Raw genomic sequence first — 16818 nt, 5'->3', positions numbered from 1 at the left:
TACAAGGGCCTCCTTGGTGGCCCCGGGCAGCGCCGTGCGACTAGGATTGCGGTTCCTCGCCGCGAACACGCTTCGTCTTCGAAACACCTGGCAACGCCAGAAGTTCTGGCATTGCAGCAAGGCCTTTTGTCTTCGCCAGCGGCCGCAGAAGCCCACGGACGGCGCGTGAGGCAGCGACCGTTCCCTGATCTGCATATGCCTCGTGATTGCGCTCGATCTCTGCAAGATCGTAACGATAGTTGACCATCAGGCCGTGCGCTTCACGCAGCCCCTTTTCGGATGTATCGCCCAGCCAATTCAGCCGCTCGAGCCGAGCGCCGTTTCCGAGATGAAAGCGCGCAACCTGATCGACGGGGCGTTCATCGCTTGAGCGCGCAGAGAGATAATAATAGGCGGCAAGCCCCATCAGCGCCGACTTCAGTTCGTCCGTGCCGGGTGCATCCTTGACGGCATCCTCGACCCAGCGCGGATCGCGCAGGCGCGTGAGCGCCTTGCGGTCCTCGGCGCTGACCGGCACGTCGCTGCCGCTTGCTAGCGCCCGATCGACCCAACGCGCGAAACTCGGCGCCGGCGATAGCGTCACGAACGTCTTCAATGTCGAAACATCGCGCGCCAGGTCTTCGACCACCTGCTTCAGAAGGAAGTTGCCGAACGAGACGCCTTTGAGGCCCTCCTGGCAATTTGAGATCGAATAGAACACGGCCGTCGTCGGTGGCGCATCATCGTCCGTTGAACGGCCGTCGAGCACGGTCGAGATCGCATCGGGCGTATCGCGCATCAGCGCGACCTCGACGAAGATCAGCGGCTCATCGACCAGCGCCGGATGAAAGAACGCGAAGCAACGCCGGTCCTTCGGATCGAGACGACGGCGCAAGTCATCCCAGCCGCGAATTTCGTGCACCGCTTCGTATTGAATGATCTTTTCCAGGATCGCCGCCGGCGTTTGCCAGTCGATACGGCGAAGCACGAGAAAGCCGCGGTTGAACCATGACCCGAGCAGTCGTTCGAGATCACGATCAACGGCAGCCAGCCCCTCGTCCGACTTGATATGACGAACAAGGTCAGCCCGCAGCGCCACAATTTCGGCGGTCGCTCCGGGCGCCAGGTTGAGCCGCCGGAAAAATTCCAGTCTCGGGCTGTAGGAGGCTCTCTGCAGCCGCCCGAGCGTTTTCTCTGATGGGTTGTCGAGGTAATTCCGCGCCGCCTCGGCAACGTCGGCGGCGTCAGGTTGCAGGTCCTCGGCGAGAAAATGATAGAACGCCAGCCGCTCTTCGCTGCTCGCCTTTTTGAGCTGATTGAGGAGCTGCCGCGCAATCGCGACGCCCGAGGCTTCGCCCCGTCCCGACATCAGCGCCCGCGACAGAACCTCGATCGATTCACCGGCGCTGTCGCGGAACAGCGCCTTCGGCAGCAGCGCCCGCCCCTGCTCGGCAACGGTGGCCATCAATTCCTGAAAGAACGAGACGTTGACGCGGTCTGCCATGGGTGTGGATCGGGCTCCTGTCGTTAACGCTTGCTTAACCGTATCGGTCGAGCATCCCGTCGTTGCTTGTATAGGGCATTTTCCCCATGACCGATCGCTTTTCAACCGGCTCACCGTCGTCGAGCCTCGGCGCGGCAAATAACGACACCGGCCGCGTGGCCTTTTGCGGCCCGTATGTGCTCTCCGCGATCACCGGCTACGGCATTTCGAAGATCGAAGATGTCATTCGCGAAGGGCGCGAGTTGCCTCCGCACCGCAAGCCGGTCGTGCGCGGTACCTATTCCGACGAGGTCGAAGCCGCGCTCGCCTATTTCGGTTACCGCATGGAGCTGAAAGAAAGCCACATGCACCGCGCCAGGAAAGAACGGCCGACGTTCTGGACGTGGATGCAAAAACCCAGAAGCGCCTGGGCCTATTACATTTTGGCCATCCACAAGGGTAAGGAGGGCCACTGGATTCTCGTGAAGGGCGTCAAGATGTGCGACACCTTCACCGAAGGGAAATGGACATTCGTGGTCGACGGCCCCCATCGCGGCTGCCGGATCATGGAAATATTCGAAGTGCGCAAGGCCCACGACGCCTGATTTCGCTCCTGAACCGACAGTTTCCTTCCATGAACGCCGCCTGAACCTGCGCGTCAGGGCTTATTCAAACCTTTGAGCCTATGGTCCTTCCAACACTGGTTGTGGGGACTTGGCAAAGGAGAAAGGCCGTGTCCGAATTTCTGCGTTCAGGCGCCATCATGTTGATGGCTGTCGCGGTAATGGCTGCAGGCGTTATCGTCTTTTTCTACGGTTGAGCCGCAGCACTTGATATGGCGCAAGACAGGCGCCCGAAACGTCTTGTCGCGACCTGCAAGTTACGCCACTTAAAGGGGGGCCTTTCCGGGCCCCTTTTCATTGGCGACACGCGGCACCTCTTGGCTGATATCTCATACTCTCTCATCAAAGATGCGCAGGCGCGCCTGACCGATTACCTGACGCCGTCGATCCGGCTCGGCGTGACGGGACTGTCCCGCGCCGGCAAGACGGTCTTCATTACGGCGCTCGTCCGTAATCTTGTCAGCGGCGGCCGCCTGCCCTTTTTCGCTGCCGACGCTGAGCACCGCATCGTCCGCGCCTACCTCGAACCCCAGCCCGACGACAGCATTCCGCGCTTCGACTATGAGGCGCATTTGGCGGACCTGCTCGCAACACCGCCGCGCTGGCCCGAAAGCACTCGGCGCATCTCGGAGTTGCGCGTCACCATCGAATACCGCTCGGCTTACGCTCTTAAGCGCCTCGCCGGATATTCGAAGCTGCACGTTGATATCGTCGATTACCCCGGCGAATGGCTGATCGACCTGCCGATGCTGGAGCAGGACTTCCGCGCTTTCTCGGCTGGCGCCCTGGCGCTCGCACGTTCGCCGTCGCGCGCCGAGTATGCCAAGCCGTTTCTCGATTTTCTCGCCGGCACCGATCCGGCCGCCGCCGAAGACGAGCAGATCGCCATTACCGGCGCAAAACTCTTCACGGCTTACCTGCGCGCCATGCGCGATAGCGGCGCCCAATCGACGCTCGCCCCTGGCCGCTTCCTGCTGCCGGGCGAACTCGACGGCTCGCCCTTGCTGACATTCTTTCCGATGCCGCTGACGTCTGAAGAACGCCCGCCGCGCGGTTCGCTCGCCGCGATGATGATGCGCCGCTTCGAGAGCTACAAGTCATCCGTCGTCAAACCGTTCTTCAACGATCACTTCGCCAGGCTCGACCGCCAGATCGTGCTGGTCGACGTGCTGACAGCGCTGCATCGCGGAGCCGACGCCGTTGGCGATCTCGAACGCGCCATGACCGATATTTTGCGTGCCTTCCGCCCCGGCGCCAACTCATGGCTTTCGATGTTCCTCGGACGGCGCATCGACCGTGTCTTGTTCGCAGCGACAAAGGCCGACCACCTTCCCGCCTCCAGCCACGATCGCCTCGAAGCCATCCTGAAAGAAATCGTCGACGAAGCAGTGAAGCGCGCCCAGACCGAAGGTGCCGGCGTTCATGCGCTTGCGTTGTCAGCCCTGCGCGCCACCCGCGAGGCGACCGCCAAGCAAGGCAGCGAAAGCCTCCCCTGTCTCCGCGGTACACCGATCAAAGGCGAGCGCATCGGCACCGTGACGTTCGACGGAACGGCCGAAGCCGCAATCTTTCCGGGCGACCTTCCCGCCGACCCGGCCGCTGCGCTGAACGCTGCGCGCCACGCAAAATCGGCCTCTCTTGAACTCGTCCGCTTCGCACCGCCGAAGCTCATCGATACACTGCCCGACGGCAAACCAGCCGCCTTCCCCCATATCCGGTTGGACCGCGCACTCGATTTCCTGATCTCGGACTATCTCTCATGAGCTTCGAGGACAACGCCCCGCCGCCGCGAAAACCCCGTGTCTTCAAGGCAGACGACATCACCGAAGATACGGACTTCACCGCCGACGACATTCGCGACGGCGGCGCCGTGACGTCACGGCGTTCGGACGTTCCCGCACGGCGTTTGTCGGTCAACGATATCAATCGTGGCTTCCGTTTCGGCAGCGTCATGCTTTCAGCGATGGCGGCGCTAGCATCGATTGCGGCAGGACTCTGGTTCACGCGCTTCGTTTCAATCGCGCTCGAACGTAAGGACTGGGTCGGCTGGGTCGCCTTCGGACTGATGGTCATCATCGGACTGGCCCTGCTCGGGATCGTCCTGCGCGAACTCCTCGGGTTCCGCCGCCTTGCACGCCTCGCAAAACTGCGTTCCCTCGTCCGCGCGACGCTCGCCAAGCCCGATGTCGCGGCCGAACGCAAAGCTGTCTCTGCCTTGCTCGCCCATTACCGCGGCCGTCCCGATCTTTCCTGGGGTTTGGCGCGGGTCAAAGACCATTCCGGCGATGTTCTAGAGCCCGGCGAGTTGCTTCGCCTATCGGATCGCGAGCTGCTGCGTCCGCTCGACGGCGAAGCCCGCAAGGTCATCCTGGCGTCCGCGAAACGCGTCGCAACCGTGACTGCGCTTTCTCCCATCATGTGGATTGCGATGGGCTACGTGCTTGTCGAGAACGTTCGCATGTTCCGCGCGATCGCGAGCCTCTACGGCGGACGCCCGGGTCTTCTTGGCGCCCTCCGCCTCGGACGCAACGTCATCGGCCACATCATCGCGACCGGCGGCATCGCCATGACGGACGACTTGCTCGGCCAATTCGTCGGGCAGGATGTGCTGCGGCGACTGTCGCGGCGTCTCGGCGAAGGCGCGTTCAACGGTGCACTCACCTCACGCCTGGGCGTCGTCGCCGTCGAGGTGATCCGACCGCTCCCCTACCTCGACTCCGAACCACTGCGCGTGCGCGAGATCTTCAACGAATTGGTCCGTTCGCTGCGTGGCGCAGACAAACAGGCCGAAGGCTAGACAAGAGCATCTGCGAGAGGACGGCTCGCTAGGCCGCTGCAGCGTCCGGCAGCGGACTGAGTGCGCCGGGCGTCGTCATCTTCCGTTCCCAATCGCGCGACCTGTGCCCGGCGTCGACCAAAACCGGCGGCGGCCTGCGGTCTTCATTCGTCGCCAGCGCCCAGCGCTCGATGGGACCTGCACGGCGTGACGTCAGCCAGCTTACCGGTCCTGCCAGAATGAGCCCGCCGATCACCGGCGACATCCAGGCGAGAAGCGCCGGGGAAACCGTATATGTGATGGCCCCGACGATGCCGCCGATGGCGGTCTGCCAGCGCGCAAACCACATCGCATCATCAAACGTGATCGCACCGTCGTTGCGCTTCTGCGGCTTCCATCCGGAATCCCGCCCGGCGAGGATTTCGGCGGCGCCGACCGTCTGCGTCACCATGAAGATCGGCGCGATGAGCATCGAATAGACCGTCTCGATCAGCACCCCGATTGTCACCCGAATGGCGCCAAAGAAATTCCGCTCCTTGCGCATCTGCTTCCAAGCGAGCAGCAGGCCGAGTGCCTTAGGCAATAGAACAACGACCATCGTGCCCATGAACAGACGCAACGCAGCGCCAGGATCGATCGTCGGCCAGATTGGAAACAAGGTCTTGTCATCGCGGAAGTAGCTCGGAATCATCTGCTGGCCTTGCAGCGCCAGCACGACACCGACGATGAGCGACATCGCCCAGACGCCCGAAATCAGATAGGAAGCCGCTCCCATACCGAGGTGCAGGCGACCCATCGGCGTCAGCCCCGGTTGCGAGACGATGGCCAGATGCTGGAGGTTGCCCTGCGCCCAGCGCCGGTCCCGCGCCACCACATCGATGATGTTCGGCGGCATGCCTTCGTAAGACCCTTCGAGCGATGGCATCATGTGCACGCCATAGCCTGCGCGCTGCAGCAAAACCGCCTCGACGAAATCATGGCTCATAATGTGGCCACCGAACGGCTTGCGACCGGGAAGGTCAGGCAGCCCAGCCGCCGACGCAAACGCCGCCGTGCGAATGATCGCGTTATGGCCCCAGTAGTTGCCCTGGTCGCGGTGCCAGAACGCAATGCCTGCGGCCACCGCCGGACCGTAGGTATTGCACGCGAATTGCTGCAGGCGCTGCAGAAGCGTCTCGCCGCCAACCAGACGCGGTACGGTCTGAATGAGGCCTGCCTTGGGATCGCCCTCCATCGCAGCGGCCAGCGAAACGAGCGTGCCGCCCGACATCACGCTGTCGCCATCGAGAATAATGAAAGACTCATAAGAGGCCCCGAAACGCTCGACCCAGTCGGAGATGTTTCCAGCCTTGCGCGCCGTGTTCTTCATTCGGCGGCGATAGTAAACCGACGCGATATCGTCGAGTTCGAGCGCAAGCGCCCGATAGACGGCCGCCTCTTTCGCACCATCCTCGTCGCCGCGCGTATCGGAAAGCACAAACACGTCGAAATTGTCATTGCGGCCGAGGTCTGCGAGTTCACGCACCATCGCTTCGATCGCACCCGCGATCCGCGCGGGGTCTTCGTGATAAACCGGAAACAGTAACGCCGTGCGCCCGGTCAGTGACGACGACGGTGGCGGCGGCTCGATGGTATCGGGCTGCTCGCCGATGAACAGCGGCAGAAATCCCAACGCCGCGCTCAGGCTGCCGATGGCGATCCATCCGAATGCGATCGTCGACAGAATAAGAAAGAGAAACTGGACCGGCGTGATGACGACGAACGACAGGATGCTGAACAGCTCGTGCCCAAAGGCGGCGGTCAGCACTGCAGCGCCAGCAAAGATCGCCGTACGCGGCACCCAATATCCGCGCCGCCGAACTTCAGTGCTCGCGTGCGCCGGCGTGGAAAAATCCTGCGTCGGCATATCGAGCGGCGCCGTCGGCGGCAAATGCCGCCACGGTCCCGCGTCGGGCGATGTTTTGGAATACGATGTGACTTCCGGCATCTCGCCTATGAAGTTCTCGTTTACGGCTTTGTCCATCGATAGAGCCAGGTCTCCGAGACGGGTTGATCGCCTGCCTTCAGAACGCAACGAAGTTCGATGAGTTCATTGTCGCCCGTGGCCAGATTAAACGAGACACGAACGCCGGAGATTTCAGGATTTCGCTGGACATTGATGTTGGAAATTTGACCAGCGCTCGCAGACAAATCCACGGCTGGCAGATCCTTCGCGTCCTTGACCGACGGTCCTGCCAGATCGATGACGAAAACAATGATGCCTGGCTTTTTGCCATTTCCCACACGCGTCTTGACGACGCGGGCGCCGGCCCAGGCTTCCGGGACATCCCTGCCCCAGTAGATCTTGTAGTTAAAGAGATGCGGACCGCCAGCTGCCAATTGCTTTGATGGTTTCCAATAGGCGGCGATATTATCGTGAATCTCATCTTCAATGGGGATCTCGACAAGCTCGACGAACCCTTCCCCCCACGGACCTTCCGGCTCGACCCAGACCGAAGGCCGACGCTCGAAATGACTTTCGAGGTCTTCGTAGTTGTGGAAGTCGCGGTCGCGCTGCCAAAGCCCGAAGCCCTTCGGGTCCTTGTCCATGAAGGCGCTGAGCTGCAGGGTCTTCGGATTGTTTAACGGCCGCCACAGCCGCTCGCCGCCGCCATTGATCATGGCGAGCCCTTCACTGTCGTGAACAGCGGGGCGAATGTCTTCGACCCGTCTCTGGCTCGATTGTCCATGGAAGAACATGCTCGTGAGCGGACCAATCCCGACATGGCTCAAGGCGACACGCGGATATAAGGTTGCCTCGACATCCATAACCGTCGTCTCTCCCGGCGAGATCGCAAACCGGTAGGCGCCGGTCGTCGACTGACTATCGAGTAACGCATGGATGACCAGTTCGGTTGCGATCGACTTCGGCCGTTCGATCCAAAAGCTACGGAAAAATGGGAACTCTTCGCCGCCGGGCTGCGCGGTATTGAGCGCCAGGCCGCGAGCCGATGCACCGTAGACCTGTCCACGGCCGACGGCTCGGAAGTAGCTCGCACCTTGGAAGACGGTGTACTCGTCGAAAGCGTCGGACCGGTTGATCGGCCCGTGGATACGAAACCCGGAAAATCCGAACGGCGCCGCATCGGGGCCCGGACCGATCAGCGGCCCAAACGAAAACAGCTTGTTGTCTGCAACCAGTCGAACCGCCTTACCGGCATCGACGATCCACAGATCGACCGGAACGTCATAGAGCCAGCCCATGGCAAACGGCTGAATCTGGAAATCGAGATGATCCCCTTTCCAGATCGCCTTCTCCGGCCGGAAGCGGATATCGCGGTACTGGCTGTAGCTCAGCTTATTGAACGGCGGCGGCAGATCCATCGTCGGCTTGACGAACGGCTGGTCCGAAAGCCGCTTGGCCTCCGTTTTTACCGTCGTCGTTCCGAAGGTCGTCCCCTGCTGGCTCTGTTGTGGCGCCGGCGACGCCCCATCCGCATAGGCATCTGTTACAGCCAACGCCATCTTGGCGAGGCCCATGGCAAAAGTTCCTGCGACCGCCTTCTCAAGCAGTACCCGGCGATCGACGATTTTTCCTGTCATTTCCGATATCAGCCAAACCTCGAGGCGCGCACGTTCCAGCCCAACGCTATCGCGAGACAGCACTGACGAACAGCCCACGACTGCTATCCAACGATTGTGGCAGATTTTCCACTCGCGAGACGTTGGCGTGTGACTTTCTCGTCAACGAATTATGAAGTTAGCAACCCGCCATTCGTTGCATCCTACCGGGCAAGACCGCCCATAAAATCCCCTCGAAGAATTTTCATCATCAACCGTCGGCAGCCATAGGTTGCCCACACCCAAGCCTTTGGCACCGGCAGTCCCAGCGGTCGGACGCCGATGCAATATCAGGAAAGCCCTCTGGTCGATGCCCCTCATGGTCCGCAAGCAGGTCGATTTCCTCAGACAGTTTTTTTATCACTGTCCACATCCCGTTATTCGCGCTCGTGCTGATTTGCGACCCTGCCGTGGTGGGCTTAAAGACCCTCATAGCCGGATTAGTCGAAGCCGAACTCGCCTTTTTTGGGTGGATAAACGGCAAGCGCTCATCGACGCCAGCCTGCTTGCTCGACGCCATGCAGAACCGATTTTGCCAGGCGTTCGGGCACACTGATCGCTTCCAAGCCCAGTGCAGTGAACGCTTCGTGCTCGCGAGTTAGGCAGACCAGCCGGAAATGGTTGTCGTGACACACCCGTCGGCGTTTTTAATAATAATCCCGGCCTTTGCATCTCGACGATGTCTTCAAAATCGGTCAAAGACTGACATGCGGACGCCGTTTATCCACATGACGACCACATGAATCATCAGTGATTTTTCCTTCCCCGTCGCCATGACAAGGAAGTCACTTCGTCCGAATTTAGGTCGGCCCGTGACCGCCGTGTGGCAGCATCAACGCTCGTGACTTTTCCGTCACAAATCCCCGCAATTCCACAGCGGAACGCCCGTCCACTATTCCCCGACCGAATCAGATCTGCTTAAAACATAACCCTGAGCGGTGATTCGGGGGGAAACCCGTTGGCCGCAAAGACGGGTTTGAGGACGGGTAAAATAACACCACGGAAAGAAGAAGAGTGTTGGGCCGGGCGCTGGCGCTCCTGCCTGTCATTCCTCAAGTCGAAGCAGACGGGAGTAGTTCTATGAACAAGTACAGTCTGAGTGCCCTGGCGGCGGCAGGCCTGATTGCGGGCAGCCTGTCAACCGGCAGTGCATCGGCAGCTGATCTCGGGGGGAACTGCTGCGCAGACCTCGAGGAGCGCATCGCAGAATTGGAAGCTACGACGGCACGCAAGGGCAACCGCAAGGTCTCGCTCACCGTGTCGGGCTGGGTTGGACAGCAGGTTATGTGGTGGGACGACGGCTCTGAGTCGAACGCCTACGTCACGGACCTCGGCTCGACGCTCGGCAGCCACGTGAAGTTCACTGGCCAGGCGACGATCATGCCGGGCTGGACGGCAGGTTACGTTCTGCACATCGAAGCCATCGGCTCCGACAGCTTGACGACCAGCCAGAACCAGCCTGACGGACCGAACGCTCTGACCGGCACGTCTAACGGCGTCTCGACGCTGCAGTCGTTCTGGTTCATCAAGAGCGACCAGCTGGGTAAGGTCTCGGTTGGTAAGCAGTCCGACGCGGCTGACAACGCAGCGATCTTGGTTGACGGTTCGGGCTCGCTCGTCCCCGCCAACTGGGTGGCGTTCGACGTCAACAGCTTCGGTATTCGCACCAACAGCGGCGCTCTGTTCGGCCACTGGGGCGGCGACTACTGCCAGAGCGCTGGCGGCGCCTGGGGTGACTGCTTCGGCGTTCCGCGCAACGTCGTTCGTTACGACTCGCCGAGCTTCGGCGGCTTCTCGGTGTCCGCATCGTGGGGTGAAGATGACATCTGGGCCATCACCACGCGTTACGCCGGTGAATGGGCAGATTTCAAGGTTGCAGGCGTTGCGTCTTACGCTGAAAGCACCGACGAGGCCCTCAACGGCTTCTCAGGCGGTTTCGTGAATAACGCGACCCAGCGCTACTTCCAGGCTGGCGCATATGTCGAACACATCCCGACGGGCCTTTTCGCATACGGTGCTTACGGCCACGACGACTATGACTTCGCTGGCTCGGGTCAGTCGGAGACGTGGTACGGCAAGGGCGGTATCCGCCAGCGCTGGACGCCGCTTGGCCACACGATCCTGTACGGCGAATACGAGAACATCAAAGGCTCGGGCGTCTTCTCCCAGTCGGAGAACCTGCTTGGTGGCCTCGATGCAACCCACGATCGCACGCAAGTCATCGGTGGTGGCGTTGTCCAGGAAATCGACTCGGCTGCGATGTCGATCTGGGTGAAGTACCGTCACCTCGATTACAGCGACAACAACGATCTCGGCATTGGCTACAAAGACTTCCAGTACGTTGGCATGGGCGCTTTGATCAACTTCTGATCCCCGGCCAAAGCCACCAAATCGAAATTGAAGGCCGCCCCTTGCCGGGCGGCCTTTTTATTTGTGTGCATATGAATTCGCTGATGCGTGGAAAACCCACAGTGCGACTTCCGTGGCTCGCACAAAAATAATGCCTTCAAAAACAGTTATTTAGACTAGTTTTCGAGCATCTGCCCAACAATCCGGCTAGTTGCCCCTGCGCCACATTGTCGGATTCGTCGCGGTCGTTTCGCAAACCGCAATTGTTGCCAACCCACGAATCACGGACTTTCCCGGCAAGCGGCGAAGTCACTTGGTAGGGGTTCCGCCGTGGATCGCTTTTGATGCGGCCGACAATACGGCGAACGCCAAGTACCGCGTCTACTACTAGAAGTGATTGAAGACGGGAGAAGGTAGAATGAGGAAGATGAGGGTAGGCGCACTGGTCGCTGCAGGCGTTCTCGCTGGCGGGTTCGCCGCGACGAATGCTTCTGCAGCAGACTTGGGCGGCAACTGCTGCGCAGATCTAGAAGAGCGCATTGCAGAATTGGAAGCGACGACGGCGCGTAAGGGCAACCGCAAGGTCTCGCTCACCGTGTCGGGCTGGGTTGGCCAGCAGGTTATGTGGTGGGACGACGGCGCTGAGTCGAACGCCTACGTCACGGACCTCGGCTCGACGCTCGGCAGCCACGTGAAGTTCACTGGCCAGGCGACGATCCTTCCAGGTTGGACGGCAGGTTACGTTCTGCACATCGAAGCCATCGGCTCCGACAGCTTGACGACCAGCCAAAGCCAGCCTGACGGCCCGAACGCTCTGACCGGTACGGCCAACGGCGTTTCGACGCTGCAGTCGTTCTGGTTCATCAAGAGCGACCAGCTGGGTAAGGTCTCGGTTGGTAAGCAGTCCGACGCGGCTGACAACGCAGCGATCTTGGTTGACGGTTCGGGCTCGCTCGTCCCCGCCAACTGGGTGGCGTTCGACGTCAACAGCTTCGGTATTCGCACCAACACCGGTGGCCTTTTTGGACACTGGGGCGGCGACTACTGCCAGAGCGCTGGCGGCGCCTGGGGTGACTGCTTCGGCGTTCCGCGCAACGTCGTTCGTTACGACTCGCCGACCTTTGGCGGCTTCTCGGTGTCCGCATCGTGGGGTGAAGATGACATCTGGGCCATCACCACGCGTTACGCTGGTGAATGGCATGACTTCAAGGTTGCTGCCGTTGCGTCTTACGCTGAAAGCACCGACGAGGCCCTCAATGGCTTCTCAGGTGGTTTCGTGAACAACGCGACCCAGCAGTACTTCCAGGCTGGCGCATATGTCGAACACATCCCGACGGGCCTGTTCGCATACGGTGCTTATGGCCACGACACCTACGACTTCAGCGGCTCTGGCCAGTCTGAGACCTACTACCTGAAGGGCGGTATCCGTCAACGTTGGGTTCCGCTCGGCCACACGGTTCTCTATGGCGAATACGAGCACATCAAGGGCTCGGGCGTATTCTCCCAGTCTGAGAACTTGGGCCTCCTCGGTGCCACCGAAGATACCACGAAGGTTTGGGGTCTCGGCGTGGTCCAGGAAATCGACGCGGCTGCCATGTCGATCTGGGTTAAGTATCGTCACCTCGACTATGACGATAACAACACCCAGGGTCTTGCCTACGACAACTTCGACTACGTCGGTATGGGCGCTCTGATCAACTTCTGATCTGAAGCCAGACAATCGAAATACGAGAAGCCGCCCCTTTGGGCGGCTTCTTTGCGTTAGAGTGTGCTTGCGGCGCTCCGCTCATTGTCTCGACGCTCCAAAACACCTAGTTTTGCCCCATGTTCCAGGCCTTCTTCACAGAGCTGCGCTCAGCCAAACTACCGGTCACGCTCAAAGAATATCTGACCTTGCTTGAAGCCGTACGCTCGGGCATCGCAGGCGGCCGCGTCGAAGATTTCTATTATCTGGCGCGCGCCACGCTCATTAAGGACGAGAGCAATCTCGATCGCTTCGATCAGATCTTCGCCCATGTCTTCAAAGGCCTCGAAAGCCTGCCCGACGCCGCGGAAGCCGAAATTCCCGAGGAATGGCTGCGCCGTGTGAGCACGCTTCACCTTTCAGAAGAAGACAAGAAGCGCATCGAAGCGCTCGGCGGTTGGGACAAAATCATGGAGGAGCTGAAGAAGCGCCTCGCCGAGCAGAAAGAACGCCATCAGGGCGGCAACAAATGGATCGGCACCGGCGGCACGTCACCCTTTGGCGCGTATGGCTACAATCCGGCTGGCGTCCGTATCGGCCAGAAGGAAAGCCGCCATCGCCGCGCGATCAAAGTCTGGGACAAGCGCGAGTTCAAGGACTTGGCCGGCACGGCGGAAATCGGCACACGCACGATCAAGGTTGCCCTACGCCGCTTGCGCCAGTTCGCCAGGACGGGCGCCGCCTCAGAGCTGGACCTCGACGGCACCATCCGCGGCACCGCAGAAAAGGGCTACCTCGATATTCGCATGCGGGCCGAGCGGCATAACACCGTCAAGCTCCTCATGTTCTTCGATATCGGCGGCTCGATGGACGATCACATCAAGGAAGTCGAAGAGCTGTTCTCGGCGGCCCGCTCGGAGTTCAAGCATCTTGAGTACTATTACTTCCACAACTGCCTCTATGAAGGCGTCTGGAAGGATAACGCCCGTCGCTACACCAACAAGATCGACACCTGGCAGGTTCTGCACACTTACCCTGCCGACTACAAAGTGATCTTCATCGGCGATGCCTCGATGAACCCCTACGAGATCACCGTTGCCGGCGGCTCTGTCGAGCACATGAACGAAGAACCGGGTGCGATCTGGCTGAAACGTGTTGCTGACATCTACAAGCACACGATCTGGCTCAATCCTGTGGATCCAAGACACTGGGATTGGACACCCTCGATCGGCATTGTGAGCAAACTGCTTGGCGGACGCATGTATCCGTTGACTCTCGACGGTCTTGACGCCGGTATGCGCGCCCTGATGCGCTGATGCCCCGTTTCGGCCCCACTCGTGGCCGATGACGCCTAAAGTTGTATTGCGACTCGTTTGTCTCAAACCGTGGGAAATGGCGCCTGAGCCATTGACCGGCCGCGGCGACTAGGCCATCTCAAATGCGATATCGGGGGTGGGGGGAACATTCCCAATGAGAAACGCCAAACTGATCCTGACCGTGGCCGCGACCGTTGCTCTCGGCGGCTGCGGCGCCTCGCTGCCGAAACTGCCGACCACAGGTTCGCTTCTGGGCGGCTCCAGCACGGCAAAAGAAAACCGCGACCCGAACGACCCCGTCGCCCGCGCCATGGGCGTCGCCGCGACCTCGGCCCGTGCTCTGAAATGCGGTTACAATTTCGATCCGGGCAAACTGAAGAGCCAATACCTCGCCTACGAAACGGCATCCGCACCCACCCTGGGCGAGAAATTATCCAACGTCTACGACACCGCATTCAACGGCGTGACGAAGGCGATCTCCGCGAAGGAGCAGGAAGAAGACTACTGCACGCCTGATCGCACGGCCCGGATTAAGGAAGCACTCAATCGCAATCTTGCCGGCGATTACACGCCTCCTCCCTCCGAAGCGCCAGAAGACAGCGGCGGCTTGTTCAGCGGCTTCGGAAACAGCGGCACCGGCGATGAAACCAGCGAGAAGATGAAGGAAGTCTTCCAGTAATACCGCAGTCACGCTTCTCGGAGCGCATGCGTGCAACAGATTCTATGGGCTGAAATCGCGATCAAGGGGACAACCGGCGTCGTACTGGTCGTGGTCCCTCTCATCACATTGACGCTGGCCGGCATCGAGAAGCCAAACTCCGGACTCTGGCCGCGACTCACTGGCGCGCTGATCCTCTCAATCGCGGTCAGCGTCTGGATCGGCCTCACTTATCCTGAAGCCCGCGGCTCCATCGGACCTGCCGCGCTAGTGCCGATCAATCTGATATCTGCAGCAATTCTGATTGCGGCGCTGGTCATGGGCGCCGCTGCCCCGACGCGCCGCGGCAAATTGATCGTCGCTGCGGGTGCCGTCGTCCTGCTTGCCCTTGGATTTCTGGAAATCGCCCACGCCTGAGCGTGGGGAGACCGCGAACGTTATTTCACGCCGAGCTTCTTCTGCAGGCTCGAAGACGACGTCGTGTATTGGAACATCACTTTCTTGTCCGGATAGACGATCCGTTGTGCGGCCTGCGCCATCAGCGCCCCCTCGTGGAAGCCCGACAGAATGAGCTTCAGCTTGCCCGGATAGGTGTTGATATCACCGATGGCGAAGATGCCATGCTCGCTCGTCTCGAAACGCTCGGTATCTACGGGGATGAGATTCTCGTGAAGATTGAGGCCCCAATCCGCGACAGGGCCGAGCTTCATCGTCAGACCGAAGAACGGCAGCATTGCCGTGCAGGGAATTTTTTCGCTGCCTGAGGCCGTTTTTACTTCGAGCGCCGACAGCTGCCCGTCTGCCCCGTCGAGCGCAGTCACCTGCCCGATCATCAACCGGACGGACGCCTCCTCCACCATCTTGCGCATTTTTTCGACGGAATGGGGGGCTGCCCGGAATTCATCGCGGCGATGGATCAGTGTCAGGCTCTTTGCGACCGGAGCAAGGTTGAGCGTCCAGTCGAGCGCGCTGTCTCCGCCACCGACGATGACGATATCCTTGCCACGCATGGATTCGATCTTGCGCACCGAATAGAAGACCGACTTGCCTTCGAAGGCTTCGATGCCGTTTAGTGGTGGGCGCTTCGGCGTGAACGATCCGCCGCCGGCTGCAATCACGACGACCTTGGCAATGAATTCCGTGCCGGCATCCGTAATAAGGTGATAGCGACCGTCGGCGTACTTCTTCAAGCCATCGATACGCTCGCTAAAATGGAAGACCGGGTTGAACGGCTTAATTTGCTCCATCAGTCGTTCGGTCAATTCCTGCCCCGTCACTATAGGCAGCGCCGGGACATCATAGATCGGCTTTTCCGGATAGAGCTCGGCGCACTGACCGCCAGGCCGATCCAGAATATCGACAACATGCGCCTTGATATCGAGAAGGCCTAATTCGAACACGGCAAAGAGCCCGCACGGACCTGCGCCGATGATAACGGCATCGGTCTCGATTGGTGCGCTCACTTCGGAAGAGGCGGATGCAATAGAAATCGTTTCGGCCATCACGATCGTCCGTTGAATGTCTTTGATCAGAACTGCTTTGCGGGCACGCGGACGACCAGACCGTCGATCGCATCGGAGATCTTGATCTGGCAAGACAAGCGGCTGCCCTCGCGCACGTCGAACGCGAAATCCAGCATGTCCTCTTCCATGTCGCTCGCCTTGCCGACCTTGTCGCGCCAGGCGTCGTCAACGTAGACATGACAGGTCGCACAGGCGCACGCGCCCCCGCATTCTGCCTCGATCCCAGCAATGTCGTTGAGCTTCGCTGCTTCCATGACGGTCAGACCGTTTTCCGCTTCCACCGTCTGACTCTCGCCGTCAGGCTGGATGAACGTAATTTTCGTCATGGTTGCGCGTGTGTCCTTGAGGCTTGAATGGGCCGTTGAGAACGGCCTCAGACGGATGGGGATCGTTGGTTAGCGGGCACACTTAATTGGACGCCGCCAGTATTTCAAGCCGAACGCGGGGGATGCGGCGGGAGGGCCACAGAAGATCGGTCAGCCGCTAGGCTTTACACGCCGTTTCCTTGACGAAAGTACTGGCTTCTGCGGCGGCGGCCTCAAGTTTTGCGATCGCCTCGGAACAAGCACCGGTCGTCACGTTCGCAGGAAGCGTCTCCGCTTCCTGCGCCAGCGCAGCGATCCGCCACGCTCCAACAGCCCTGCTCGATCCCTTGAGCGCATGCGCCGCGATTTTCCAGTCCCGCTCAGTCTCGGCCGACTTCAGAGAGGCAATGGTTTCAGGCAGCTGCGCGAGGAAAAGCCCGAGAATTTCGGCCTCGAGAGCCTTGTCTCCAAGGGTATATCTCCTCAGATGAGCGAGATCGACCGGCACGTCTATCGGCCTGT

General features: G+C 60.3%; 14 protein-coding genes. 8 read left to right on the top strand and 6 right to left on the bottom strand.

What is annotated here, in order from left to right; all coding sequences use genetic code 11:
• Positions 1-40: 40 nt before the first annotated feature.
• Positions 41-1483 carry a malonyl-CoA decarboxylase gene (locus ACLB1Z_RS10570; RefSeq protein ID WP_013947551.1) on the bottom strand — a complete coding sequence of 481 codons (1443 nt, stop codon included), beginning with the start codon at positions 1481-1483 and terminating at the stop codon, positions 41-43.
• Between the two features lie 86 nt (positions 1484-1569).
• Here ACLB1Z_RS10570 and ACLB1Z_RS10565 point away from each other — a divergent pair, with 86 nt between their 5' ends.
• The 3 genes from ACLB1Z_RS10565 to ACLB1Z_RS10555 all read left to right on the top strand — a co-directional run bounded on the left by ACLB1Z_RS10565 (position 1570) and on the right by ACLB1Z_RS10555 (position 4882).
• A complete protein-coding gene (locus tag ACLB1Z_RS10565; RefSeq protein ID WP_013947550.1) occupies positions 1570-2067 on the top strand; it encodes a hypothetical protein in 498 nt (165 codons plus the stop codon).
• Positions 2068-2402: 335 nt separating this feature from the next.
• Positions 2403-3848, top strand: coding sequence for a YcjX family protein (locus ACLB1Z_RS10560; RefSeq protein WP_409559824.1), 1446 nt, complete (start codon positions 2403-2405; stop codon positions 3846-3848).
• The gene (locus ACLB1Z_RS10555; RefSeq protein WP_409559823.1) at positions 3845-4882 is read left to right on the top strand and encodes a YcjF family protein; all 1038 of its coding nucleotides are present in this window, start codon (positions 3845-3847) and stop codon (positions 4880-4882) included. Before ACLB1Z_RS10560 ends, ACLB1Z_RS10555 begins: the two co-directional genes overlap by 4 nt.
• 28 nt (positions 4883-4910) lie before the next feature.
• On the opposite strand, the gene mdoH is transcribed toward ACLB1Z_RS10555, so the two are convergent.
• Together mdoH and ACLB1Z_RS10545 are read right to left on the bottom strand one after the other, a co-directional pair.
• Positions 4911-6884, bottom strand: a complete 1974-nt coding sequence (gene mdoH / locus ACLB1Z_RS10550) for a glucans biosynthesis glucosyltransferase MdoH (protein WP_409559822.1) — start codon at positions 6882-6884, stop codon at positions 4911-4913.
• Positions 6869-8443 (bottom strand): glucan biosynthesis protein, encoded by a 1575-nt coding sequence (locus ACLB1Z_RS10545; RefSeq protein WP_409559821.1) that lies wholly within the window; start codon positions 8441-8443, stop codon positions 6869-6871. Before ACLB1Z_RS10545 ends, mdoH begins: the two co-directional genes overlap by 16 nt.
• Positions 8444-9541: 1098 nt before the next feature.
• Here ACLB1Z_RS10545 and ACLB1Z_RS10540 point away from each other — a divergent pair.
• The 5 genes from ACLB1Z_RS10540 to ACLB1Z_RS10520 all read left to right on the top strand — a co-directional run bounded on the left by ACLB1Z_RS10540 (position 9542) and on the right by ACLB1Z_RS10520 (position 14885).
• Positions 9542-10831: a porin gene (locus tag ACLB1Z_RS10540; protein WP_409559820.1), complete on the top strand. Its 1290-nt coding sequence runs from the start codon at positions 9542-9544 to the stop codon at positions 10829-10831.
• A 397-nt stretch (positions 10832-11228) separates the two neighbouring features.
• Positions 11229-12515 (top strand): porin, encoded by a 1287-nt coding sequence (locus ACLB1Z_RS10535; RefSeq protein ID WP_409559819.1) that lies wholly within the window; start codon positions 11229-11231, stop codon positions 12513-12515.
• Between the two features lie 119 nt (positions 12516-12634).
• Positions 12635-13810 carry a vWA domain-containing protein gene (locus ACLB1Z_RS10530; protein ID WP_409559818.1) on the top strand — a complete coding sequence of 392 codons (1176 nt, stop codon included), beginning with the start codon at positions 12635-12637 and terminating at the stop codon, positions 13808-13810.
• A gap of 154 nt (positions 13811-13964) precedes the next feature.
• A complete protein-coding gene (locus ACLB1Z_RS10525) occupies positions 13965-14489 on the top strand; it encodes a hypothetical protein (protein ID WP_409559817.1) in 525 nt (174 codons plus the stop codon).
• A gap of 30 nt (positions 14490-14519) precedes the next feature.
• Entirely contained in the window at positions 14520-14885 is a 366-nt protein-coding gene (locus ACLB1Z_RS10520; RefSeq protein WP_409559816.1) for an ABC transporter permease, read from the top strand.
• A gap of 20 nt (positions 14886-14905) precedes the next feature.
• Here the strand turns inward: ACLB1Z_RS10520 and ACLB1Z_RS10515 are convergent, their stop codons facing one another.
• The 3 genes from ACLB1Z_RS10515 to ACLB1Z_RS10505 all read right to left on the bottom strand — a co-directional run bounded on the left by ACLB1Z_RS10515 (position 14906) and on the right by ACLB1Z_RS10505 (position 16804).
• The gene (locus tag ACLB1Z_RS10515; RefSeq protein ID WP_409559815.1) at positions 14906-15970 is read right to left on the bottom strand and encodes an NAD(P)/FAD-dependent oxidoreductase; all 1065 of its coding nucleotides are present in this window, start codon (positions 15968-15970) and stop codon (positions 14906-14908) included.
• Between the two features lie 26 nt (positions 15971-15996).
• Positions 15997-16317, bottom strand: a complete 321-nt coding sequence (locus ACLB1Z_RS10510; protein WP_013947537.1) for a 2Fe-2S iron-sulfur cluster-binding protein — start codon at positions 16315-16317, stop codon at positions 15997-15999.
• 157 nt (positions 16318-16474) lie between these two features.
• Positions 16475-16804 carry an Hpt domain-containing protein gene (locus ACLB1Z_RS10505; RefSeq protein ID WP_409559814.1) on the bottom strand — a complete coding sequence of 110 codons (330 nt, stop codon included), beginning with the start codon at positions 16802-16804 and terminating at the stop codon, positions 16475-16477.
• Positions 16805-16818 lie beyond the last annotated feature (14 nt).

Origin of the sequence: Hyphomicrobium sp. MC8b (genome assembly GCF_905067615.1) — a bacterium.
GTDB lineage: Bacteria > Pseudomonadota > Alphaproteobacteria > Rhizobiales > Hyphomicrobiaceae > Hyphomicrobium_B.
The sequence above is the reverse complement of the archived record's forward strand: the minus strand, read 5'-3'. Positions and strand labels throughout refer to the sequence as shown.